The sequence below is a fragment of the Paenibacillus xylanexedens genome (assembly GCF_017874615.1).
Lineage (GTDB): Bacteria > Bacillota > Bacilli > Paenibacillales > Paenibacillaceae > Paenibacillus > Paenibacillus xylanexedens.
Map to the genome: position 1 here is coordinate 182,601 of NZ_JAGIKV010000006.1, position 22,933 is coordinate 205,533.

Below are 22,933 nucleotides of genomic sequence, written 5' to 3' on the forward strand. Positions count from 1 at the left end.
CATCAAGCATCCTGTTTCTCGCCAGATAATTTTCCTGTTACTACGTCCTGCAGAATAATACGTGCTTTCACCGTACTCCCGTCTTTTCGTTTAAACGACAGTACTTGTGTACTGCCCTTCTCAATCAGCGATTTTAACATCGTACTGGTGATTTTTTTGCCCGCATACTCTTTCCAGACCACAAATGAACAGCCTTCCTTGAAACGTGAGCATCCATAACCCTTCTTGCCCTCTATAATCTGACCCGTACAGCCGGGAGAAGGACAAGGTGCCAGTAACTCTCTCACTCCGGATGGGCTCGCACTTGAGGACGGCGCCTTGGTAGCGGTGCTTTTCCCACTGCCGGCTCTCGATGAAGATGCCGAAGTCTGACGGGACGTTTTTACAGTTGAACCGCCACTAGCCGTCTTGGCAGATGTCCTTGTATTGCCTGCCTGGGTTCTGGCTCCCTTGCCTTTTCCCCTACCTCCACGCGAATCTTCCCCAAAAGCATCTGCTGGTGCCGGAGCTTGTACACGCACTTTCTCAATGATGGACAAGGTGAATTTCTTGACGTTCTCCATGAACTTGTCCTGACCCGCCTCACCTTTGGAAATCTGATATAACCTTCTTTCCCATTGCCCGGTCATCTCAGGTGAAGTTAACAGATCTACACCCGCACGGCGAATCAACTCAATAGCTGTTCTGCCTTTGAGCGTTAACTGCATTTTCTTCCCTTGCAGCGTAATGTAACCTACGTTTTTGAGGCGCTCAATTGTAGCCGCACGTGTAGCCGGAGTACCCAGACCACTATCTTTCATCGCATCTCGCAGCTCTTCATTCTCGATCTGCTTGCCTGCACTTTCCATCGCTTTGAGCAATGTTCCCTCGGTATAACTTTTGGGAGGCTGGGTCGCCTTCTCCTTGAACTCACTCTTCGTACATTGAACAGGCAATTCAGGTTGTACAGCAAAAGCCTTGTCCGTCCACTCTTCAGCTTCCTCATCCTCATTGCCGTTTTTCTTGGTCTTCTTCTTGCCTGCACCGCCCTGTTCCTGATCTCCAGAACCGAGAACCACTTTCCATCCGAGTGACAGCAGCTCTTTGACAGATGTCTTAAACTGATGTTTCTCCACTTCGGTGAGCACGGTATGTTGCTTATACTCCGCCGGAGGATAAAAGTGAGACAAGAAACGTCTTACAATCAAATCATAGATGTTCTGCTCATCTTTGGATAAGGTACCTGGTCGCTTCAAAGTAGGTAGGATCGCATGGTGATCCTCAACCCTGCTCGGATTACATACCCCTTTATTATTTTTATGAACAAGCTCTGGCTTGGCCCCTTGCGCAAGCTCACTATAGGTACCATTTTTAAGCAGGTTTAGCGTTTTGTGCATACCTTCAATATTCTGTTCTGTAACATAGTTGGAGTTTGTCCGCGGATACGAAATTACCTTGTGTTTTTCATACAAGGCCTGTGCAATATCCAGTGTTTTTTTGGCTCCATATCCGAACTTGGCATTGGCTTCACGCTGTAAAAGGGTCAGGTCATACAAACGATACGGATACTCCTTCGTCTGCTTCGCTTCGTATTTGGTAATCTGCCCTGTCTTGCCCTTCACACTGGCTGCAATGGCCTCTGCTGCCTCCGCATCGGTCAACTTATCTCCCTGACGCAGTCCCCGGTACTCGACACCTTCCTGCCGAAACCAGGCGGCTACTTCATAAAAGGTCTGTGACTGGAACGCTTCAATCTCTATTTCACGATCGTAGATTAACGCGAGTACCGGCGTCTGCACACGGCCTACAGACAACAATGCATTATGGCGGGTTGTAAACGCCCGTGAGGCATTCATGCCGATCAGCCAATCGGCTTCACTTCTGGCGCGAGCAGCATGGGTCAGATTTTCAAATTCAGAGGCATCCTTCAGACCATCAAAACCACGTCTAATGCTCTCTGCTGTCAAATCTGATATCCATAAACGCTTTACAGGCTGACGCAGCTTCAATTGCTGTTGTATGAGGGCGAAGATGTACTGACCTTCTCTCCCTGCATCGCAAGCATTAACGATCGCTGAAGCCCTTTTTGCCAGTTCTCCAATCATTTTAAGCTGATCTTTAGTCCTCGGATTGGGTACAATCTTGAACTGATCGGGTATGATCGGCAGGTCCGCTATATTCCAGCGTTTGTACTTTGTATCATAGGCATCCGGTTCAGCCAGTCCAAGCAAATGCCCTATCGCCCAAGTGATGATGTAATGCTCACCCTCCAGATACGTGCGATTGTTCTTGGCTTTTGGTTCTATGACGGCGGCAATGGTTCGACCCATGTCGGGTTTTTCCGCTATAACCAGTGTCTTCATCCGTCCATCTCTCCTCCTTCACCGTCCGCATGACGGCAAAAAGGGGCATTCCGCCGACGGAAGCCCCTTGCTTCTGAAACTCATTATATCAGATTTTGGATTCGGGAGCACCTTCCCGAAATGAATTATCCTGCTGCTTGTTCCTTTAATACATGCTTTTGTCTGCACTCTTTGCATACACCCTGGAAATCCAGACGATGATCCGTAACAGCAAAGCCATACTGACGCTCGATTTGTTGTTCCAAACGAAGCAGACCATCTTCCATAATCTCTTCCACTTTACCACATTCTGTACAGATCAAATGATGGTGGTGATGGGAACCGTCTGTACTTCGCAGATCAAATCGCGCAGCGCCATCACCAAAGTTAATCTTTTCAACGACCTGAAGGTCACTCAGCAGTTCGAGAGTGCGGTATACGGTAGCCAACCCAATCTCAGGGAACTGCTCCTTAACCAAGAGAAATACTTCCTCTGCGCTAAAATGATCCTTTTCATGTTCAAGCAATACACGTACAGTAACTTCCCGTTGTTGTGTTAACTTATATCCTTTTTCAACCAATTGATTTTTAATGTGAAAGATCTGTTCTGAAATGGACTTGTCCCGGTTACTTGCCATAGCAGGTCGCACCTCCGGTTTATATTCATTGAATTTTACTTTTATCGTACGGATTGTTGGTTTCAGTGAACCCTTATTTATAATCATTATAATATAATAATAAATCTTTATCGCTTAAAAAGCAATGATATTGCTCACACTTCCATGAAATATGTAGTCACATTGGTTAAAATAACAGCAAACAACCCTCGCTGATCGCGAAGGTTGTCATTGATATCTTGTTCTATACTTTTACACCAGAACCGAAGCACCCATCAAGTATTTGTCCACTTCACGAGCAGCCTCACGGCCTTCATTAATCGCCCATACAACCAGACTTTGACCACGACGCATGTCACCTGCTGCAAATACTTTATCCACATTGGTGTTGTATTTGCCGTAACGTGCCTTAACGTTGGTGCGACGATCTGTTGCAAGTCCCAGTTGCTCTACCAACGTTTGTTCCGGTCCATCAAAACCAATGGCAATCATGGCCATCTGAGCCGGGAATACACGCTCTGTACCTGGAATCGGCTGATAAATCTTACGACCAGTCTCATCCACAATACGCTCGATCTGTACGGTATGCAATTCTTTGAGGTTCCCCTCATCGTCTCCGACAAATTTCGTTGTCATGATAGAGAACTCACGCGGATCTTGACCAAACAACGCTTTGGCTTCCTCTTGCGCATAATCAAGTGTGTATACGTTCGGGAATTGCGGCCAAGGGTTGTTAATGCGATCACGTTCCATAGGCGCTTGTGTATGCGTACCGAATTGAGTGATCGTACGACAACCATGGCGCAGCGATGTAGCCACACAGTCAGATCCTGTATCACCGCCACCAATGACGATAATATCTTTATCTTTAGCGGACAGATATTGACCATCTTCCAGATTGGAGTCCAGATAACTCTTAATGCTGCCATTCAGGAAATCCATTGCGTAATGAACGCCTTTCAAGTCGCTGCCTTCAATATTGAATTCACGCGGCTTCGTTGCACCACCGCACAATACAACAGCGTCATATTCATCCACCAGTTGTTGTGCTGCAATATCTTTACCAATCTCGGTGTTCGTAATGAATTGGATACCTTCTGCTTCGAGCAGATCAACACGACGTTGAACTACGTTTTTATCCAATTTCATCGTTGGGATACCGTACATCAGCAATCCGCCGACACGGTCCGAACGCTCATATACGGTTACCGAGTGTCCTGCTTTATTCAACTGAGCCGCAGTAGCTAATCCCGCTGGACCTGAACCTACCACAGCTACACGTCTACCCGTACGTTTTTCAGGAGGTTGGGGAACCACCCATCCTTCTTCGAAACCTTTTTCAATAATTGCTTCTTCAATCGTTTTGATGGTTACAGGCTGACCAATTAAACCAACTGTACATGATCCTTCGCAAGGAGCTGGACAGACGCGACCTGTAAACTCTGGGAAATTATTCGTTTTGTGAAGGCGCTCAAGCGCTTCTCTCCACAGTCCGCGATATACAAGATTATTCCATTCTGGAATCAGGTTATGCACGGGGCAACCTGACGTGCCGCCAATCATATCTATACCTGTATGGCAATACGGGGTACCACAATCCATGCATCGTGCACCTTGTGTTCTGAGCTCTTCTTCAGCCATGTGTTTATGAAACTCTTCCCAATCCTTAATCCGCTCCGCTGGCTCACGATCTGTTGGCAGTTGACGTTTGTATTCCATAAATCCAGTAGGTGTAGACATCTTACGTTTTCCCCCATCCGTTCTTGTCTTAATCCCTTCATGTGCATGGTTCTATATGAAATGGATTACTCATTACTTGAGTTTTTGTCTATTGTATCACAAAATCTTCTCGAAGATATTTCAATTATAGTAGCATTTACTGTGCTGAATATTAAATGGATTATCCGCATAATTATTTGTATTTTATACATCATATCTTTCAGGTCTACCCATGGTCAATACCCTTATTTTGGTGTTAAATGTGGTTTTGAACTGCAAAATCTGGTGTGTGTTAAAGAAATAAAAGGTCGAAACGTTAAGTGAATGTTAGATAATTTGTCATCAAATCCAACATATTTTGCTATAAATCGTTCTCAATTCCGAATATCAGACCTGTTTTAGGGCTTCACAACGTTAAAACCCCAAAACTTATACACTTTTTTACTGTTTAATGCTTGGGCGTATGTATAATATACATAAATACCAATTACTTATGTTATATTAATGTTATATGTATTCCAGTTTAAACAAGTGACTCATTTTTTTATAAAGAAAAGACGCTGTTCACGAATATTTCGCAATCAGCGCCTCTCATCATACAGATACGATCGAAGTCAGGAATTTCTTATGCCATATTTACCGTTTACGTTCGTAAAATTCGAATGTATACGCATGAACATTTTTTTCATCCTGTTCGCCTTCAATCTGTTCAATCAGTTCCCATTCGGACCAATCCACTTCAGGGAAAAACGTATCTCCCTCAAAATTCTCATGAATTTTGGTCACCACAAGACGATCTGCAAGTGGCAGGAACTCACGATACACTTGGGAACCCCCAATTACGCACAGTTCCTCACCTTTGGTTACACTCAGACCCTCCTCAATCGTATGTACGACTTCAGCCTGTTCCACCTTGTAGTTCAGATCTCTTGTCACTACGATATTACGACGCTGAGGAAGCGGCTTACCGCCAAAAGATTCCCACGTATTACGTCCCATGATAATGGTTTTGTTCAGCGTACGTTGTTTGAAAAAGGCCATATCCTTGGGTAAACGCCATGGAATCGAATTATTCAATCCGATCACACCGTTCTCCCCCATTGCCCATACCAATTCAATACTCAAGGGTAATACCCTCCTTCAATCCAAGTCTCTTGTCGAGATTGAACACATAATTAGACTGCAATTGGAGCTTTAATGCCCGGATGATGCTGATAGTTCTCAAACTCAAAATCTTCAAACTTATAATCAAAAATAGAATCCGGTTTACGCTTGATTACCAGCTTAGGTAAAGCATAAGGTTCACGCTCTAGCTGAGTTTTAACCTGATCCACATGGTTAGAGTAGATGTGAACATCCCCTCCAGACCAGATGAAATCACCCACCTCAAGATCACATTGCTGGGCGATCATATGCGTCAAGAGCGCATAACTCGCGATGTTAAACGGCAATCCGAGGAACGTATCCACGGAACGCATCGTAAGCATACATGATAATTTACCCTCTGCAACGTAAAACTGAAACGCAAAATGACAAGGTGGAAGCTTCATATTGTTGATCTCAGCCACATTCCATGCGCTGACAAGGTGACGACGCGAATCCGGATTATTTTTGATCGAATCAATGACTGCAGCGATCTGATCAATTTTTTCTCCGTTCGGTGCTTCCCATGTGCGCCACTGCGAGCCGTATACCGGACCAAGATCCCCATTTTCGTCCGCCCAGTCGTCCCAGATCTTCACACCGTTTTCTTTCAAATAAGATATATTGGTATCGCCACTCAAAAACCACAACAGTTCATGAATAACCGATTTGAGATGAATTCGTTTGGTTGTTACCAGCGGAAATCCTTCGGAGAGATCATAACGGAGTTGTCTTCCAAATACAGATTGTGTTCCTGTTCCTGTACGGTCTCCTTTATGCACGCCGTTGTTCAGTATATCCTGCAATAAATCGAGATAGTTTTTCAAATTATATTCCCCTCACTAAAGAATATTTACACTTACCACTCCGATGACAGAACAACCTTCCGATCGCTGTTATCCCCAGATTTTTTTGATTTCCTTTTCCAAAGGTAAAATCCGGGGATAAAGGCGAAGCGTATGCTTCCGATGCAGCTTTCCTTCAGAAAGCTTTTAGTTCCGCTTCTACAGGTTTTTTCTGTCCTCTACGTTCTCGTGTAAAAGGTTAGTTTAACTAAATATATAGACCGTGATTGGCTTGGAGCCACATCATGACTGATCATTACTACAGTGTACCACAATTGAGTTGTTGGATAAAATCAATTCACTAAAACTTGTGAGCGTGTAAATTTTCATCATATCACATACACGAGTATCTTAAATTTCTCGGCTCTTGCTCAGAAAAAAGAGACGAATAACGCGTTAACGTCATTCGTCTCTTCTGATATACGTATAATGCCGGACGGATCCGAAGCTTAGATGATCTTAACGGGAGATGATGTGGATCGGGTGACCCATAACCAATTCCGCAGCTTCCATCACGATTTCGCCCAAAGTTGGGTGAGCGTGAATTGTGAGAGCCAGATCTTCCAAAGTTGCGCCCATCTCAATTGCCAAACCAAGCTCAGCAATCAAGTTGGAAGCTTCCAGACCTACGATTTGGCAACCCAATACAAGGCCGCTTTCTTCGTCAGCTACGATTTTCACGAAGCCTTCAGCGTGGTTCAAAGATACAGCACGGCCGTTACCCGCATAAGGGAACTTGCCTGCTTTTACTTTGTAACCTTTTTCTTTAGCTTCTTTTTCAGTGTAACCTACGCTGGAACACTCTGGATCTGTGAACACAACAGCTGGCATACATTTGTAGTCAACTACAGATGGTTGTCCTGCGATTGCTTCAGCAGCCACTTTACCTTCATAAGAAGCTTTGTGTGCCAGAGCCAGACCAGATACGATATCACCAATTGCAAAGATTTGCGGGATGCTAGTACGGCCTTGGTGGTCAACTTTAACGAAACCACGCTCGTCAACGTCTACGCCAATCAGGTCCAGACCAAGCTCACCATCTGTATTTGGACGACGTCCAACGGTAACGAGCAGATAGTCTGCAGTTACTTCTTTGGACTCACCATTCACAGAATATTTAACAGTTACATCTTTCTCCGTTTGCTCAGCACTTTCTGCTTTTGCACCCGTTACGATTTCGATGCCTGTTTTCTTCATGTTTTTAGCCACGAGGCTAGTCATGTCTTTATCGAAACCTGGCAGTACTGTATCCAAACCTTCGATGATTGTTACTTTTGCACCGAATTTGGAGTACATTTGACCAAGCTCAGCACCGATATATCCGCCACCGATAACGATCATGCTTTTTGGTACTTCAGGCAAGTTCAGAGCTTCTGTCGAAGACAGAATGCGTCCGCCAAACGGGAAAGGTTTCAGTTCGATTGGACGGGAACCTGTTGCAATAATTGCATTTTTAAATTTGTAACGTGGAGACTCGTGGTCATTGAATACACGAGCTTCGTTTTCGTTGATGAACATGCACTCACCGTTGAAAACTTCAACTTTGTTGCCTTTGAGCAAACCAGCTACGCCGCCAGTCATTTTCTTAACAACGCCGTTTTTGAACTCTTGAGTTTTGCTGAAGTCCACTTTTACGTTCTCAGCAGAGATACCAAAAGCTTCACCGTGAAGTGCAGACTCATATTGGTGTGCAGCCGAGATCAGGGCTTTGGATGGAATACATCCACGGTTCAAACAAACACCGCCCAGTTCGGATTTGTCTACGATCAATACGCTTTGGCCCAGTTGAGCAGCGCGGATGGCAGCTACATAGCCGCCAGGACCCGCACCAATTACTAATGTGTCGATATTGAGAGAAGCGTCGCCTACTACCATATCTTACACCTCCATAACAAGCAGCTCAGGGTTAGCGAGCAGCTGTTTAATGTAATTCATAAAGTTTTGTGCTGTTGCGCCATCGATGATACGGTGGTCAAAGCTCAGGGAAAGAGCCATTACAGGTGCTGCAACTACTTCGCCGTTTTTGATCACTGCTTTTTCGCTGATGCGTCCTGTTCCGAGAATAGCAACTTCAGGGAAGTTGATGATTGGAGTGAAGAACATACCGCCAGCAGAACCGATGTTACTGATGGAGATTGTGCTTCCTCTCATTTCATTCGCGCTCAATTTGCCCTCACGACCACGAGCAGCCAGATCACGGATAGAATCAGCAATCATCCAGATGGATTTACGATCAGCATCTTTGATAACAGGAACGATCAAGCCGTTGTCTGTATCTGTAGCGATACCGATGTTGTAGTATTTTTTGTAAACAATTTCGTTAGCTTCTTCATCAATCATAGCGTTCAGAGCCGGGAATTGGCGGGAAGCCGCAACCAGTGCTTTAACGATGAATGGCAGATAAGTAACTTTTGTTCCTTTTTTCTCTGCAATTGGTTTCATGCGAGTACGGAAAGCAACCAATTCAGTTACGTCCACTTCGTCCATGATTGTAACGTGAGGTGCTGTGTAAGCCGATTTAACCATCGCATTAGAGATCGCTTTACGGATACCTTTGAATGGTACGCGCTCTTCTTCAACGTGTTGATCAGCTGTAGCTGCTGGTGCTGCGGATTTTTTCTCTTCTTGAGCCGGAGCTTCGGAAGATGCCGCTGCGGAAGAACCGCCACCGTTTTTGAAGGATTCAACATCTTCTTTGGTTACTTTACCGTTGTTGCCAGTGCCGCTAACCTGAGCGATGTCTACACCTTGTTCGCGAGCAAATTTACGCACGCTTGGTGTTGCCAGAACGTCTTTGGCAGGTACTGCCGGAACGCTGTTGTTGCCGCCTTCTTTAGCTGCATCCGAGCTGGAAGCTGCTGCAGAAGAACCGCTTGTGTCAGCTCCGCCTTGAGCTGCATCTTTCTCTTGCTCGCCTTGATCGCCAGCAGGAGCGTCGTCTTGCTCAGGAAGTTCGCCTTCTGCATCGATGATCGCTACAACTTCACCAACGTGGCAGACTTGACCGTCTTTAGCGAATACTTCTGTAACTGTTCCGTTAACCGGACAAGGTACTTCTACAACCGCTTTGTCGTTCTGTACTTCCATGATGATGTCGTCGTCAGTTACTTTGTCACCGACTTTGATGTGCATCTTGATGATTTCGCCTTCGTGCAGGCCTTCGCCCAATTCAGGGAATTTATATTCAAATTTAGCCAACTGAAAAACCTCCTTGATTATGTGCTCAATCCTGAAAACAACCCTTAACTCCAAGAAACAACTGTTACTGCTAATGCAAATAACTGTTACTCAAGGGGCTAATGGCTGTTTACAGTGCAGCTTGCGCTGCGGTGTGAATCACCATACTGCGCCTTGCGGCATGTCAGATGATTAAATTAGAAATTTACGACTTTGTTAACCGCAGCAATGATACGCGCCGGGTTAGGCAGCCATGTATCTTCGATTTGTGCAAATGGATATACAGTGTCCGGACCAGCTACACGCAGAACCGGCGCTTCCAAGTGCAGGATTGCTTTTTCATTGATTTGGGCAATGACTTCAGCTGCAACACCTGCGCTCTTTTGAGCTTCCTGTACAACAATTGCACGGTTTGTTTTCTTAACGGAAGCAACGATAGTATCGATGTCGATCGGGCTAACCGTACGAAGGTCGATAACTTCAACTTTGATTCCTTGTTTTTCGAGTTCATCTGCTGCTTTCACAGAAGTGTGAACCATCATACCGTAAGTAATAATCGTTACATCGGAACCTTCACGAACAACGTTCGCTTTGCCCAATTCAACAACGTAATCTTCTTCAGGCACTTCTGCACGGAAAGCATGGTACAAGTTCAAGTGCTCCATGAAGAATACAGGATCGTTATCGCGAATAGAAGCGATCATCAGACCTTTTGCATCGTAAGGGTTAGAAGGAATTACGACTTTGATACCTGGTGTTTGCGTGAGCAGACCTTCCAGGGAATCTGTATGCAATTCTGCCGCTTTTACGCCGCCACCGAATGGTGTACGGAATACGATTGGAGAATTGTATTTTCCACCGGAGCGGAAACGCATACGAGCAGCTTGCACTACCATTTGGTCAAGGGCTTCGAAGATAAAACCAACGAATTGGATCTCAGCAACCGGACGGAAGCCTTGTACACCCAGACCTACAGCCAGACCACCAATAGCGGACTCAGCCAGTGGTGTATCAAATACACGCTCTTCGCCAAACTCTTTTTGCAGACCTTCCGTTACACGGAAAACGCCGCCTACATTACCTACGTCTTCACCGAAAAGCAGAACGTTAGGATCACGTTTCAACTCCACGCGAAGCGCATCACGGATTGCTTCTTTCATGTTCATTTGTGCCATTTGCTTCATTTCCTCCTTAAACATTGACAGTTCACATTTGAATTCGTACATGTATACCGGGACATTAAAGTCGCGGATGTTTATGCTTTATCGGAAAAAACTTATTGGAAATCAGCTTTTTGCTCTTCCAAGTGCTTAGGCGTTTGTTCGAACATGCTGTCGATCAAGCCTGAAATCGTCATTTTCTCGGTTTTTTCCGCTTTTTTGATCTCTTCATTTACTTTAGCTTTTGCTTCTTCTTTCACACGTGCTGTATCTTCTTCAGTCCAAAGACCTTTTTTCTCCAGATATTTAGCGAAACGTGCGATAGGATCTTTAGCAGACCATTCTGCCTCTTCTTCTTTTGTACGATACTTGGAAGCATCATCCGAAAGGGAGTGAGGACGGAAACGGTAAGTTACTGCTTCGATCAATGTTGCGCCTTCTCCGTTACGTCCACGCTCAGCAGCTTCCTGAACAGCTTTGATAACAGCGAAGATGTCCATACCGTCAACTTTAACACCTTTGATACCTGCCGCTACCGCTTTGTGAGCGATGGAAAGAGCTGCAGTTTGTTTAGCAAAAGGAGTAGTGATGGCATAACCATTGTTTTGTACAAAGAAGATAACAGGCAGTTTGTATACACCAGCGTAGTTCAGACCTTCATAGAAGTCACCTTCAGAAGAACCGCCATCACCTGTATACGTGATAACAACTTGTTTTTGTTTCTTCAATTTGTAACCCATAGCGATACCCATTGCATGCAGAATTTGTGCACCAATGATGATTTGTGGCATCAAGACATTAACGCCATCTGGAATTTGTCCACCATGTTGGTGTCCACGGGAGTACAAGAATGCTTGATAAAGAGGAAGTCCGTGCCATACGAGTTGCGGAATGTCACGATAGCCAGGACATACAAAGTCTTCTTTTTCAATTGCAAATTCACTACCAACCATTGTCGCTTCTTGACCAGATACTGGAGCATAGAAACCAAGACGACCTTGACGGCCCAGGTTTACTGCACGGTCATCCCAAGTACGGGTAAATACCATGCGGTACATAATTTCTTTTAATTGATCATCGGAAAGTGTAGGCATCATGTCTTTGTTAACAATTTCGCCGTCAGGAGACAGCACGGACAGAGCTTCTACATCCTCTGTATACACTTCATAAGGAACCTTGCTCATTTTTTTCTTCACCTCAACAAAAAATTTGAATATCAAGTTCCGCTGTTATAATATTATTATACACCTGTTTCACTCCATACGTCAAAGAAATCCGTAATTTTTTTATGTTTCCTGCCGGATTGTATGTATAACAGGGGCTTAATATTGGTATAACAGCATAATACATGATTGCGTGTTTGACCTAACCCCGCACAAGGGTAATCTTACCGTATTGCACGGTCGAATGCAAAAAATTAACCGAGAAAGGTGACGTTTTATGACGGATTCCCGCTATTTGAAACGCACGATTGTGAAGGAAGAGATTGAAAGTCGCTATCTCGGAGAGAAGCGAACGCTCCGTATTTACCTTCCTCCTGGCTATAACGAATTGCTTAGCTACCCTGTCGTTTATTGTCAGGATGGCGAAGAGTTTTTTAATTTCGGACGAATTGCCACAACAGCTAACCAAATTATTCTGGACGAAGGAGCCGAACCCTTCATTATTGTAGGGGTTCAGGTCGATGTGTCTGTGAGAACGCAGGAATATGCTCCATTCGGAGATCGTTTCAAGGCATATACCGCTTGCTTCGCTGAAGAGATTATTCCCTATATAGAAGAGAAATATCCTGTACGTCCTTCTCCGCAGGAACGCATTCTTGCCGGAGACTCGCTTGGTGGCAGTGTTTCGCTTCATCTTGCTCTGTTATATCCGGATCTGTTCACACGTGTGATCAGCCTGTCTGGCGCCTTCTACTCTGCTTCACAGGAAATCTATGCCGCAACTGAAGATCTCTCTTGGCTCTCGATCTGGATGATCGTTGGTTTGCAGGAGACTGATTTCGAGGCAGACACGGGTACGTATAATTTTGTTCAATTAAACCGGGATACTCGAGAATTGCTGGAAAAACGTGGTGCCCTCGTCTCCTACCAGGAGAAAGACGGAAAACACCAATGGGGTTTTTGGCAGAAGGAATTGCCCGAAGCATTACTTTATTTTCTCCAGGAAAGATAAAAGGACCACTTTAACAGGCGGCTGAAATGCCGCTATTTTTTTTCATTTTAATGATCCCGCTTACAATTGTAACCTGAAAAAGAAGCAGGATATCCTGCTTGCTTTAAGTGCTCTGATCCTGCTTCTTTGTCGAATTACAAAATAAGCATGAATTTCGTTTCCTTTTTAGGCTAAGGAATGTTCCGCTTCAATCTTTCTCAACAAAACATCGCAACCTGCATTTACCAACTCGTACACCTCTTCAAAATTACCTGTGTGATACGGGTCTGGTACTTCTCTAAGCTTCTCATCCGGAAGCATGTCCATGAACTTGATGATTTCCGCCTCAGCTCCGCCTGGAACGTTGCGCACATTATCTGCATTGGAATTGTCCATACACACAATGTAATCAAATTGAGTAAAGTCTTCGCTGGCGAATTGTCTTGCTGCCATGTTGGCATAAGAAATCTGGTACGAATCCAGCAATTTTCGAGTCCCTTCATGCGGAGGTTTACCAACATGCCAGTCCCCTGTACCCGCTGAGTCCACACGAATCTGGTGTTCAAGCCCCTTCTCCAGGACTTTGTGACGCAAAACGGCTTCAGCCATTGGTGATCTACATATATTGCCCAGACATACAAACAAAACATTAATCATATTAATCCCCTTTGCTTAACGTACCTTGAAGTACCGACGATGTTGGCTGTGTCACAATGCTCTCCGGCTGAGGACTGACCTTTCCGGTCTCAGATGGCACGAGCGAACGACGAGGCAGTTTCCATTTATAATGTACAGAACACATCCGGAAGAACACAACGGCCGCGAAACAAAATAATAATCCAGCATTCGTTGTTAACCAACCCATACCTATAACAAAACCGGCTGTCATTGCCCATACAGCATAGATTTCGTCACGCAATACAAGCGGTTTACGTCCAGCAAGCACATCACGAATAACGCCTCCACCAATACCGGTCATTACTGCTGCAACGATAACTGCGCTAATGGGATGTCCCATGTTCGCCGCGTACAGCGCCCCTTGAATTGCAAATGCTGCGAGTCCGATTGCATCAAACAACGCCTCTGTCCGCTTCCAGTGACTAATCCACTTGAGAGGTAATATAAACGCAATCGCTACAGATACCAAGGCTAACATAATAAGTGATCCCTGACTCCATAGTGTCGTTACAGGTATCCCTATAAGTACATTCCGGATAATCCCGCCTCCGAATGCCGTGACAAGTCCAAGCACTAGTACACCCAGAATGTCATACTCCTCTTCCATTGCCACGAAAGCACCGGACATTGCAAATGCGATAGTGCCTATAATGCTGAATACTTCAAAAATGTGTAAGTCCAACCTGTTCAAACCTCACTTTTCAAGTCATCTCCATGTCGCTCTACCCATTGTATCCGCGAGCACTGAAATTGTGCAACCACATTTTGTGGATTATACTGGTTTGGTGAATATATTTGTACAGGTTCCAACATTATATTTGGACTATGAACTATTTTTCTCTGAATTAGGAAGGATGAAATAAAATGACGACGAAACGGATTGTTATTTTTACAGGCGGAAACTTATCTATAGAATTACTTCAGGAAATACGAGAAGATGATATGATCATCGCGGCCGATCGCGGTGCATTATTTTTAATTGAACACGGCATTCAGCCTCACATTGCAGTTGGAGACTTCGACTCCATTACTGAAGAAGAACGTATCATTGTAAGCAACAATAGCATTCGTTTCATTGCATGTGACCCTGTTCATAAGGATCTTACTGATACAGAAATGGCTTTTGAGACAGCGCTAGATTACGAACCATCTCACATCTTAATGTTAGGTGCTACAGGTACACGTATGGATCACACACTCGCCAATGTACATATCATGGTTCGCGCGATGCAGCATCATATCTCCTGTGCCATTCAGGACAAGCACAATTACATGACACTGACCACATCCAAAGCTGTGGTTGAGCACCGTGACTATAAATATGTTTCTCTGCTCCCCTTGACTCATGAAGTTACAGGAATAACTCTAGATGGTTTTATGTATCCGCTAGATCAAGCCACCATACGCATGGGACAATCCTTGGGTGTAAGTAACCAGCTCTTAGGCTCCTCCGGTACAGTCACTATCGATAGCGGCTTATTACTGATTATTCAGAGCAAAGATTGAATCTATTCGCGTGCTTCATAGTTATTTATTACGTTTTTGTAACCAGTGATTTCGTTAAGAAAATAGGTTCACACATAACAAAGACCCTTGATATTCAAGGGTCTTTGTTGTTTCATCATTATTCTTCATCCGTCAATGATTAATTTTTTGACATTTTTAATCATATTTTAATAAACATACCCAAACCATTGTGGCGCAAGGGATTACACTCCCCTATCCAATTTCTAGGCTGTTACAAAGCTGTTATACTCGCTCTAGCAACTTAACGAAAACGAATTTTGGAGGTACTAACTAATATGAAAACAAACATCTTTGTCCAAAAGGCCGTAACCGTCGGGTTGTGCGCTACACTAGGTTTTGGAGCTGTATTAATGACTAACGCCCCTGTTGCACAGGCAGCAACCGCATCTGTGTCTACAGGTCAACAGATTGTTAACTATGGTAAACAATTTACTGGAACTCCATATGAATTTGGTGCTTCAACATCAACAACCAAAGTTTTTGACTGCTCTTCTTTTATGAAATATATTTTCAAAAAGTATGGTGTAGACTTGCCGCGCACTTCCGTGAGCCAATCCAAAGAAGGTACAGCTGTATCCAAAGCAAATCTGCGTGTTGGTGACCTGGTGTTCTTCTCCAGCGGTAGCCGTTCTACCGGTTCCAATGTCACTCACGTAGGCGTTTATGCGGGAAATGGTAAGATTCTGCATACGTACGGATCTCCAGGCGTAACCCTCTCTGATCTGGACTCTGGTACTTGGAAGAAAACGTATGTTAAAGCTCGTCGTGTGCTTTAGAATCACATCATAGCTAATCAGTAAGGACCGGAGGTTACTATCCGGTCTTTTATTTTTACCCTCTTTTTGCCACACTTTAAACTGGTGATTCATGGAATGCGGTGAAAATCTAATTTTTATCATGAAGCATGTAACCGATCCCACGCACAGTATGAATCAGTTTCACACTTCTTCCCTTATCCACCTTAACCCGCAGATGTTTGATGTACACATCCACAACGTTGGTATCCATCGCATACTCATATCTCCATACCTCCCGCAAAATATCACTTCTGGTACATGCTTCATTCACATGCAGGGCCAAAAATTCCAGCAATTCGTACTCTTTTGGCGTTAATGTCAGGTATTCACCCGCACGATTTACCCGCCTTGAACGCAAATTCACTTTAAGATCATGAACTACAATTACTTCCTCCCCCTCTGGTGTTGCATTCGCAAAAACACGCAATAAGTTTCTTATTCTGGCAAGCATTACGGTCATGTGGATAGGTTCCTCCATCACGTCATTAGCTCCGTAATCCAGCCATTCCACGATGAACTGAGGAGATGCATTTGAAGTAATAACCAGTAGAGGTATAACCTGACCTTCATCCATCCGTTGTTTCAGCTCTATTTTCTGATCTTGGCTCCAATGTGCCTCTCCCTCTTCTCGGTCTACCAGAATGATCAGGTTGAAGTGTGATAACCAATTCTCGTCGGATTGGTTTAGCTCAGACCACTCTTTTCGTTGAACCTCATATCCTTCGGCACATAATACGTCCTGAATAAGGCTGACCTGCTCTCCTGCTCCAATCAGCAAAATGGCTGTTTTCACTCTTTTTCACCCGGCCTGTCTCTATCCCCACTGCTCGCAGCAATGGTTGGTACAGATAGCATGCCGTAAAATGAAAAAGTCCATTCCCTCAAGGGAACAGACTTTGCTTCTTTCTTGCTTTAACCAAAGTAGCGATGGACGAGCGTACGTGCTTCAGCTGTGTCTTTTGTTCCGTGTACGAGGACACGTCCATCTTGGAAAATGACCATTCTATGGACTCCTGTTGTAAAAGAAACCAGAAACGGATTGGATTCCACTTTTCCTTCTTGAAGCCTGTTCAGGCGATCCGCTGTATGTTGAAGATCCAGATTCATGCGCCGTGCAGGTCGGATCTGAACGGTGTCCCTGCCACACAACACATCAGTTTTCTCCAGATTGGACGCAGAAAGATATGGATACGTTGCCGAAGTACCGCAAGAAGGACAGTCTTTCTTTTTCGCACCATCCACATTGATGGATATGTATTCGTTCCTCCACACGTCAAATGACAATAACTTACGTCTCAATGCATTTGCATTGCCGCTAAGTAACTTCATCGCTTCTGCTGTCTGATTCGCCGTTACCATCTGTACCGCTTGAGGTATGATGCCAGACGTATCACAGGTATCTCCACCCAAAGGGACTTCACCCAGCAAACAATTTAAACATGGCGTATCTCCGGGCATAAACGTATAGGTGATGCCGTAACTACCTACGCATCCACCATAAATCCAGGGAATGCGGTGCTTCTGTGCCATATCATTCATGAGTAGTCGGGTATCAAAGTTATCCGTTGCATCCATGATCAAGTCTGTACGCTGAACGAGTTCTTCCAATTCATCTACTCTGACATCCAATACCTTCCCTTCCACATGAACCGTGGAATTAATGGCAGATAAACGTTTTTCCGCTGCCATCGCCTTCGGCATCCGCTCTATCGCGTCCTGCTCTACATATAATTGCTGTCGCTGCAGGTTACTCCACTCCACATAATCACGATCCACAATCGTTATGTGCCCGACCCCTGAACGAACTAACGTTTCTGCGATTCCTGTTCCCAGTGCGCCAGCGCCAACGATTAAAACTCTGCTGCCCTTTAATCTGGCCTGGCCTTCCTTGCCCAGCGGCGCGTAGCGTTCCTGTCTGGAATAACGATCGGCCTGCTCGGAAGATGTTAATTGATCTGTCATGTATGAACCATTCCTTCCACCGGACTACTGGCTGCTGCATAACGCTTTACGGGAATCATGCCTGCCTCATATGCCAATCTACCCGCTTCTACCCCCAATCGCATCGCTTTAGCCATGCTCACTGGATCTCCTGATCCGGATACGGCTGTATTTAACAATACGCCATCGGCACCAAGTTCCATCGCATAAGCAGCATCTTTTGGGGAGCGCAATCCTGCATCCACAATTACAGGTACAACGGCCTGCTCAATGATGATCTCAAGGTTATAGGGATTGATGATACCTCTGCCAGCTCCGATGGGAGAAGCGCCAGGCATTACAGCATGTACGCCAAGTAATTGTAGCCTTTTGGCCAGAATGACATCATCTGAAATATAAGGCAATACCGTGAAGCCCTTTTCAAGCAAAATTTCGCAAGCCTTGTACGTTTCAATCGGATCTGGGAGTAACGTCATCCCATCTCCGATGACTTCGACTTTTATCATATCACAAAGTCCTGAAGCCCGCGCAAGCTCGGCAATCCGCACCGCCTCTTCCGCAGTGGAAGCCCCTGCCGTATTCGGAAGAAGTGTGTATTTGTCCAGATCCAACGTATCCAGGAAATGCTTCTGATTACGTTCCTCCAGATTCAGACGACGAACAGCAAAGGTTAAAACTTCCGTTTCAGATGCTTCCACAGCCTGACTTTGCACTTCCAGATCCGAAAACTTGCCTGTTCCGAGCAACAATCTGGACTCAAACGTATATTTACCAATGTTCAACATCATCAACCGCCTCCTACAAAATGTACAATCTCAATTCGGTCGCCTTCTCTTAACGCCGTTGACTCATGATACTCACGGGTTAAAATATGCTTGTTCAGCTCTACAACTACAGTCATGACTTGCAAATCAAAAGATTGGAGTAATTTATCCACACGATTCAATCTGTCTTCAATCTCCATCCGTTGACCATTAACGATGATATTCACTGCACCACTCCTTTTCTGTTCAATCGCTCAGGGCTCAGCGCCTCAATTCCGAGTTCTTCTGAGCTTTTGCCAGCGAGCAACTCAGCGATAAGCCTGCCTGTTATCGCACTAAGCAAGATACCGTTGCGGTAATGTCCAAAGGCGGCGAACAACCCGGGTATACTCTTGCAAGCACCTATATAAGGCAGTCCATCGGGAGTTGCCGGTCTTACGCCTGCCCACGCTCGTAAAAATTGTGCTTCTTTCATCCCAGGCACCCAGTGGGTAGCCGCTGTTAATAGCTTCTGAACACCCTGTACAGAAACGTTCAGATCCGTTCTGCCTGGCAGACTGGTTGCCCCGAGCCAAACTTCGCCATTGGCTTTGGGAACAATATAGATATCCTCTGCATACACCGTTCTGTCAGGTCTGTACCCTGCATGTTCATCTGCGAACTGAACGGCGGCTATTTCACCTTTTACCGACCACACAGGCAAGCTCAGATTCACATGTCTCATCAACTCTTCACTCTGTAATCCAGCCGCTATAATGACATGTTTGCATCTCATCTCGCCGATCGATGTGGTGATCCCCTGCACGCCGTGTTCGTTTGCTTGCACACGTATATCCTGTATGTCCTCCATAACACGTGCTCCCAATACTTGAGCGGATTCAGCATATGCCTTCGTTAGATGGACTGGAAGAATCTCACTCTCGTAAGGTCTGTAGTAGGCTCCATACGTATCTCTGTTAAGCCATGGTGCCTCCTGTTGCACAACGGAACGATCCCACCACACCTCATCAGCAGACAACGCAGACTTCCGATTATTCTTATAGCTGCTTAATTCACTGTATGAACGAAAAGGGGTTAGGAATCCATGGCGTTGCAGACCAACCTCTACATCACTGAGGGTAGCCATTAGTACCTGTTGCTCATGAAGTAACTGCCTGCTCTGCCTGGCAAGCTTAGCCATCAAAGGATGAGCAAAATCCTCACTGTCTGCCGCCAGCATTCCAGCAGCTGCGCAAGAAGTCCCTCCTGCAATCGCCGAACGATCTACCAGCAGTACATCCTGTCCACGGGAAGCAAGCTCATACGCAATGGCACATCCAACAACGCCTCCACCTACAATAATCGTTTCTGCATGAATCTTATCCGGTCTATCAGTAATGATCTTTTTCATCCTCTCATCTCCTTGATTCAGCGGCTCAGACTTTCTGTATCAACGATAGCCTGCCTTAATAATGCAGCCGCCCGATCCGGGGAATCGCTCGCCCATACATTCGAAATCACAGCGACTCCCTGTGCGCCTGCAGAGCGAATAGCGTGAATGTTTCCCGGTTCGATGCCCCCAATCGCCATGACAGGAATGGAGACACCAGAGCACACTTCAGCCAGAGCATATAATCCTCTTGGTTCAAGATCAGGCTTACTGTTGGTTGAGTAGACATGCCCGAAGAAAAGGTAATCGGCTCCCCGTTCTTCAGCGATTTTTGCCTCATCGATTGAATGAACAGATACACCCAGACGAAGTCGCTGCACATTGCTTATAACAGCAGGGTTATAGTTACGTATCGCATCTTTCCCCCAATGTACACCGCCATAGATGTCATTCTGTGAAGGCAGCTCTGAACCATTGATAACGATGCGACAAGATGGAACGCCAATGCGACGCAGACTTTCAGCCCAACCTATCTTGTCTTGCCATGTGAGTTGTTTTTCTCGTATGTGAATATAGTCCACCCATGGCCAAACGTCCTTTGCAGCTTTTACAAAAGATGCTTGATCCCCTGCACCCGTAGATACAACATGCAATTCAAATGATTCGTGTACACGTTCATGAGAAATTACCGTACTGTTCATCCCCTTCCATGTGTGAATGCTATGAAAACACAAAAAAGCCACTCCCGTAGGGGAGTGGCTGCGTATTAATTATAGGACCAGATGACTGACTGATACATACAGTTCATTTCGTGCAATACAGCTATGGAACTTATATCCATAACGTTATACACACAACTGCATGTTTCAATTCGTTAAGCAGACGGTTGAAATCCTTTCGAATTGCCGTTTGCTCACGTCATTCACTGAAACGCGCGCGCCACTTCCCTACGCTGGTATGATCCAGATCAGGTGCAAAGGGTCCGGAATCGCATTCTTCCATCTCAGCCGCATCGTGCGGCCCCCCTAGTGTTCATATGAAGTTGTAGCCATATTACCATAGACGGATTTTTTTGTCACCGTTCATTTCTGCTGAACGTTGCTTGAATCGTCTAGTTTTTCTCAGACCATTCTTCGACATTCCATGTTTTGGTGACCCAACCCTCGTAGAAATCAGGTTCATGAGATACAAGTATCACTGTTCCCTTGAATTCTTGCAACGCACGCTGCAACTCAGCTTTGGCCGTTACATCCAGATGGTTCGTCGGCTCATCGAATAGAATCCAGTTGCTTTCACGCATCAAGAGTTTGCATAAACGAACCTTGGCTTGCTCTCCACCACTCAGCATGTTAAGCGGACGGGTAATGTGCTCATTTTTCAACCCACAGCGAGCGAGATGACCCCTGACTTCATTCTGGGTCAAATGTGAAAACTCATTCCAGACATCCTCAATCGGCGTGATATTCCCAGCACGAACTTCCTGCTCAAAATATGCCGTTTCGAGATAATCTCCCAAAAAGGTTTTTCCACTGAGTGGAGATATTCTTCCCAAGATCGTCTTCAGCAGTGTCGATTTGCCCACACCATTACAGCCTACGATGGCAATTTTCTCACCACGTTCAATCGTCATTGTCATTTTAGGTAGCAAAGGATACGTATATCCAATTTCAAAATCAATACCCTCAAAGACCGTTTTACTGCTCGCACGGGCATCCTTGAATTTGAACGTTGGTTTGGCCGCTTCATCTGGACGATCAATTCGATCAATCTTATCCAGCTGCTTCTCCCGGCTCTTCGCTCGACCTGAAGTTGAAGCACGTGCCTTGTTACGCTGAATGAAATCTTCCTGCTTCTTGATGTACTCTTGCTGCTTCTCGTACGCATCAATATGCTGAGCTTTATTCATATCGGCCATCTCCAGGAACTTGTTATAGTTCGCTGCATATCGCGTTAATTTGGCAAACTCCAAATGATAAATGACATTTACGACTTCATTCATAAATTCCGTGTCATGAGAGATTAGAAGAAATGCGTGCGGGTAGTCCTTCAGGTAACGTGACAACCATTCAATGTGCTCTACATCCAGATAGTTGGTCGGCTCATCCAGTAAAAGAGCTGTAGGTTTCTCGAGCAGAAGCTTGGCAAGAAGCACCTTGGTACGTTGTCCACCACTTAGAGCTGCGACATCCCGATCAAGACCAATTGCGGACAAACCAAGACCATTGGCCATCTCTTCCACTTTTACGTCAATCAGATAGAAGTCGCCCTGCTCCAGTTGTTCCTGAATATCGCCCATCTCTTCCAGCAACTGTTCCAGCTTATCTGGATCTGCATCTGCCATCTGGTCCGTAATATTCATCATTTCTTTTTCTAATTCAAGCAACGGAAGGAAGGCATCCTTAAGAACGTCACGAATAGTTTTGCCTGGGGTAAGCTTCGTGTGCTGATCCAGATATCCATAACGAACCTTAGGTGTCCATTCCACTTTTCCACTATCTTTAAGCAATTTACCGGTAAGGATGTTCATTAGTGTGGATTTGCCCACACCATTGGCACCAACAAGTCCTACGCGCTCTCCGGCAAGTAAACGAAACGATACATTTTTAAATAACGTGCGATCTCCAAAATTGTGACTTACGTTCTCTACTGACAATAAACTCATAAGATGAGGTTGCTCCTATCTATTAGACATTACTTTTGTTATTGTTCCGAAACCCTATT

At 45.1% G+C, this 22,933-nt stretch carries 21 protein-coding genes and 1 riboswitch; of the genes, 3 read left to right on the plus strand and 18 right to left on the minus strand.

Annotation, left to right across the window (positions count from 1 at the left end; translation table 11 throughout):
• Positions 1 to 2: 2 nt before the first annotated feature.
• The 9 genes from J2Z28_RS10160 to pdhA all read right to left on the minus strand — a co-directional run bounded on the left by J2Z28_RS10160 (position 3) and on the right by pdhA (position 12,166).
• A complete protein-coding gene (locus J2Z28_RS10160) occupies positions 3 to 2,342 on the minus strand; it encodes a type IA DNA topoisomerase (RefSeq protein WP_211082390.1) in 2,340 nt (779 codons plus the stop codon).
• Between the two features lie 125 nt (positions 2,343 to 2,467).
• Positions 2,468 to 2,959, minus strand: a complete 492-nt coding sequence (gene fur / locus J2Z28_RS10165) for a ferric iron uptake transcriptional regulator (protein ID WP_036613667.1) — start codon at positions 2,957 to 2,959, stop codon at positions 2,468 to 2,470.
• A 231-nt stretch (positions 2,960 to 3,190) separates the two neighbouring features.
• Positions 3,191 to 4,678 carry a glutamate synthase subunit beta gene (locus J2Z28_RS10170; RefSeq protein ID WP_211082391.1) on the minus strand — a complete coding sequence of 496 codons (1,488 nt, stop codon included), beginning with the start codon at positions 4,676 to 4,678 and terminating at the stop codon, positions 3,191 to 3,193.
• 615 nt (positions 4,679 to 5,293) lie between these two features.
• Positions 5,294 to 5,782, minus strand: a complete 489-nt coding sequence (locus tag J2Z28_RS10175; RefSeq protein WP_076250241.1) for a dihydrofolate reductase — start codon at positions 5,780 to 5,782, stop codon at positions 5,294 to 5,296.
• Positions 5,783 to 5,832: 50 nt separating this feature from the next.
• The gene (thyA, locus tag J2Z28_RS10180; RefSeq protein ID WP_036613661.1) at positions 5,833 to 6,627 is read right to left on the minus strand and encodes a thymidylate synthase; all 795 of its coding nucleotides are present in this window, start codon (positions 6,625 to 6,627) and stop codon (positions 5,833 to 5,835) included.
• Positions 6,628 to 7,104: 477 nt separating this feature from the next.
• A complete protein-coding gene (lpdA, locus tag J2Z28_RS10185; protein ID WP_211082392.1) occupies positions 7,105 to 8,520 on the minus strand; it encodes a dihydrolipoyl dehydrogenase in 1,416 nt (471 codons plus the stop codon).
• Between the two features lie 3 nt (positions 8,521 to 8,523).
• Entirely contained in the window at positions 8,524 to 9,843 is a 1,320-nt protein-coding gene (locus tag J2Z28_RS10190) for a dihydrolipoamide acetyltransferase family protein (protein ID WP_211082393.1), read from the minus strand.
• 176 nt (positions 9,844 to 10,019) lie between these two features.
• Positions 10,020 to 10,997: an alpha-ketoacid dehydrogenase subunit beta gene (locus J2Z28_RS10195; protein ID WP_036613653.1), complete on the minus strand. Its 978-nt coding sequence runs from the start codon at positions 10,995 to 10,997 to the stop codon at positions 10,020 to 10,022.
• 101 nt (positions 10,998 to 11,098) lie between these two features.
• Positions 11,099 to 12,166: a pyruvate dehydrogenase (acetyl-transferring) E1 component subunit alpha gene (gene pdhA / locus J2Z28_RS10200; protein WP_017688072.1), complete on the minus strand. Its 1,068-nt coding sequence runs from the start codon at positions 12,164 to 12,166 to the stop codon at positions 11,099 to 11,101.
• A 256-nt stretch (positions 12,167 to 12,422) separates the two neighbouring features.
• Between pdhA and J2Z28_RS10205 the strand changes: the two genes are divergently transcribed.
• Positions 12,423 to 13,157: an alpha/beta hydrolase gene (locus J2Z28_RS10205; RefSeq protein ID WP_211082394.1), complete on the plus strand. Its 735-nt coding sequence runs from the start codon at positions 12,423 to 12,425 to the stop codon at positions 13,155 to 13,157.
• Between the two features lie 165 nt (positions 13,158 to 13,322).
• On the opposite strand, the gene J2Z28_RS10210 is transcribed toward J2Z28_RS10205, so the two are convergent.
• Together J2Z28_RS10210 and J2Z28_RS10215 are read right to left on the minus strand one after the other, a co-directional pair.
• Positions 13,323 to 13,793, minus strand: a complete 471-nt coding sequence (locus J2Z28_RS10210) for a low molecular weight protein-tyrosine-phosphatase (RefSeq protein WP_211082395.1) — start codon at positions 13,791 to 13,793, stop codon at positions 13,323 to 13,325.
• A 1-nt stretch (position 13,794) separates the two neighbouring features.
• Positions 13,795 to 14,496 carry a trimeric intracellular cation channel family protein gene (locus J2Z28_RS10215; protein ID WP_211082396.1) on the minus strand — a complete coding sequence of 234 codons (702 nt, stop codon included), beginning with the start codon at positions 14,494 to 14,496 and terminating at the stop codon, positions 13,795 to 13,797.
• A 182-nt stretch (positions 14,497 to 14,678) separates the two neighbouring features.
• Here J2Z28_RS10215 and J2Z28_RS10220 point away from each other — a divergent pair, with 182 nt between their 5' ends.
• Complete coding sequence (locus tag J2Z28_RS10220; RefSeq protein WP_211082397.1) at positions 14,679 to 15,320, plus strand: thiamine diphosphokinase; 642 nt, start codon at positions 14,679 to 14,681, stop codon at positions 15,318 to 15,320.
• 296 nt (positions 15,321 to 15,616) lie between these two features.
• The gene (locus J2Z28_RS10225; protein ID WP_211082398.1) at positions 15,617 to 16,117 is read left to right on the plus strand and encodes a C40 family peptidase; all 501 of its coding nucleotides are present in this window, start codon (positions 15,617 to 15,619) and stop codon (positions 16,115 to 16,117) included.
• Between the two features lie 109 nt (positions 16,118 to 16,226).
• On the opposite strand, the gene J2Z28_RS31650 is transcribed toward J2Z28_RS10225, so the two are convergent.
• From J2Z28_RS31650 to J2Z28_RS10260, 7 genes are all read right to left on the minus strand, one after another.
• Positions 16,227 to 16,931, minus strand: a complete 705-nt coding sequence (locus J2Z28_RS31650; RefSeq protein ID WP_211082399.1) for a winged helix-turn-helix domain-containing protein — start codon at positions 16,929 to 16,931, stop codon at positions 16,227 to 16,229.
• Positions 16,932 to 17,050: 119 nt separating this feature from the next.
• Positions 17,051 to 18,100, minus strand: a complete 1,050-nt coding sequence (locus J2Z28_RS10235) for a ThiF family adenylyltransferase (RefSeq protein ID WP_211082400.1) — start codon at positions 18,098 to 18,100, stop codon at positions 17,051 to 17,053.
• On the minus strand, positions 18,097 to 18,864 hold the full coding sequence (locus J2Z28_RS10240) for a thiazole synthase (RefSeq protein WP_076250623.1): 768 nt from the start codon (positions 18,862 to 18,864) through the stop codon (positions 18,097 to 18,099). Before J2Z28_RS10240 ends, J2Z28_RS10235 begins: the two co-directional genes overlap by 4 nt.
• A gap of 2 nt (positions 18,865 to 18,866) precedes the next feature.
• Positions 18,867 to 19,070 (minus strand): sulfur carrier protein ThiS, encoded by a 204-nt coding sequence (thiS, locus tag J2Z28_RS10245; RefSeq protein WP_211082401.1) that lies wholly within the window; start codon positions 19,068 to 19,070, stop codon positions 18,867 to 18,869.
• Complete coding sequence (thiO, locus tag J2Z28_RS10250; RefSeq protein WP_211082402.1) at positions 19,067 to 20,233, minus strand: glycine oxidase ThiO; 1,167 nt, start codon at positions 20,231 to 20,233, stop codon at positions 19,067 to 19,069. Before thiO ends, thiS begins: the two co-directional genes overlap by 4 nt.
• A gap of 17 nt (positions 20,234 to 20,250) precedes the next feature.
• On the minus strand, positions 20,251 to 20,913 hold the full coding sequence (locus tag J2Z28_RS10255; RefSeq protein WP_211082403.1) for a thiamine phosphate synthase: 663 nt from the start codon (positions 20,911 to 20,913) through the stop codon (positions 20,251 to 20,253).
• 226 nt (positions 20,914 to 21,139) lie between these two features.
• Positions 21,140 to 21,249, minus strand: a riboswitch (TPP riboswitch).
• Positions 21,250 to 21,323: 74 nt separating this feature from the next.
• Complete coding sequence (locus tag J2Z28_RS10260) at positions 21,324 to 22,874, minus strand: ABC-F family ATP-binding cassette domain-containing protein (protein ID WP_211082404.1); 1,551 nt, start codon at positions 22,872 to 22,874, stop codon at positions 21,324 to 21,326.
• Positions 22,875 to 22,933: the final 59 nt, after the last annotated feature.

Bases quoted from the DNA above. Each gene is read 5' to 3' on its own strand.
- J2Z28_RS10160 (WP_211082390.1), bottom strand. From the start codon at position 2,342: ATGAAGACACTGGTTATAGCGGAAAAACCCGACATGGGTCGAACCATT.
- fur (WP_036613667.1), bottom strand. From the start codon at position 2,959: ATGGCAAGTAACCGGGACAAGTCCATTTCAGAACAGATCTTTCACATT.
- J2Z28_RS10170 (WP_211082391.1), bottom strand. From the start codon at position 4,678: ATGTCTACACCTACTGGATTTATGGAATACAAACGTCAACTGCCAACA.
- lpdA (WP_211082392.1), bottom strand. From the start codon at position 8,520: ATGGTAGTAGGCGACGCTTCTCTCAATATCGACACATTAGTAATTGGT.
- J2Z28_RS10195 (WP_036613653.1), bottom strand. From the start codon at position 10,997: ATGGCACAAATGAACATGAAAGAAGCAATCCGTGATGCGCTTCGCGTG.
- pdhA (WP_017688072.1), bottom strand. From the start codon at position 12,166: ATGAGCAAGGTTCCTTATGAAGTGTATACAGAGGATGTAGAAGCTCTG.
- J2Z28_RS10205 (WP_211082394.1), top strand. From the start codon at position 12,423: ATGACGGATTCCCGCTATTTGAAACGCACGATTGTGAAGGAAGAGATT.
- J2Z28_RS10210 (WP_211082395.1), bottom strand. From the start codon at position 13,793: ATGATTAATGTTTTGTTTGTATGTCTGGGCAATATATGTAGATCACCA.
- J2Z28_RS10220 (WP_211082397.1), top strand. From the start codon at position 14,679: ATGACGACGAAACGGATTGTTATTTTTACAGGCGGAAACTTATCTATA.
- J2Z28_RS10225 (WP_211082398.1), top strand. From the start codon at position 15,617: ATGAAAACAAACATCTTTGTCCAAAAGGCCGTAACCGTCGGGTTGTGC.
- J2Z28_RS10235 (WP_211082400.1), bottom strand. From the start codon at position 18,100: ATGACAGATCAATTAACATCTTCCGAGCAGGCCGATCGTTATTCCAGA.
- J2Z28_RS10240 (WP_076250623.1), bottom strand. From the start codon at position 18,864: ATGTTGAACATTGGTAAATATACGTTTGAGTCCAGATTGTTGCTCGGA.
- thiO (WP_211082402.1), bottom strand. From the start codon at position 20,233: ATGAAAAAGATCATTACTGATAGACCGGATAAGATTCATGCAGAAACG.
- J2Z28_RS10255 (WP_211082403.1), bottom strand. From the start codon at position 20,913: ATGAACAGTACGGTAATTTCTCATGAACGTGTACACGAATCATTTGAA.
- J2Z28_RS10260 (WP_211082404.1), bottom strand. From the start codon at position 22,874: ATGAGTTTATTGTCAGTAGAGAACGTAAGTCACAATTTTGGAGATCGC.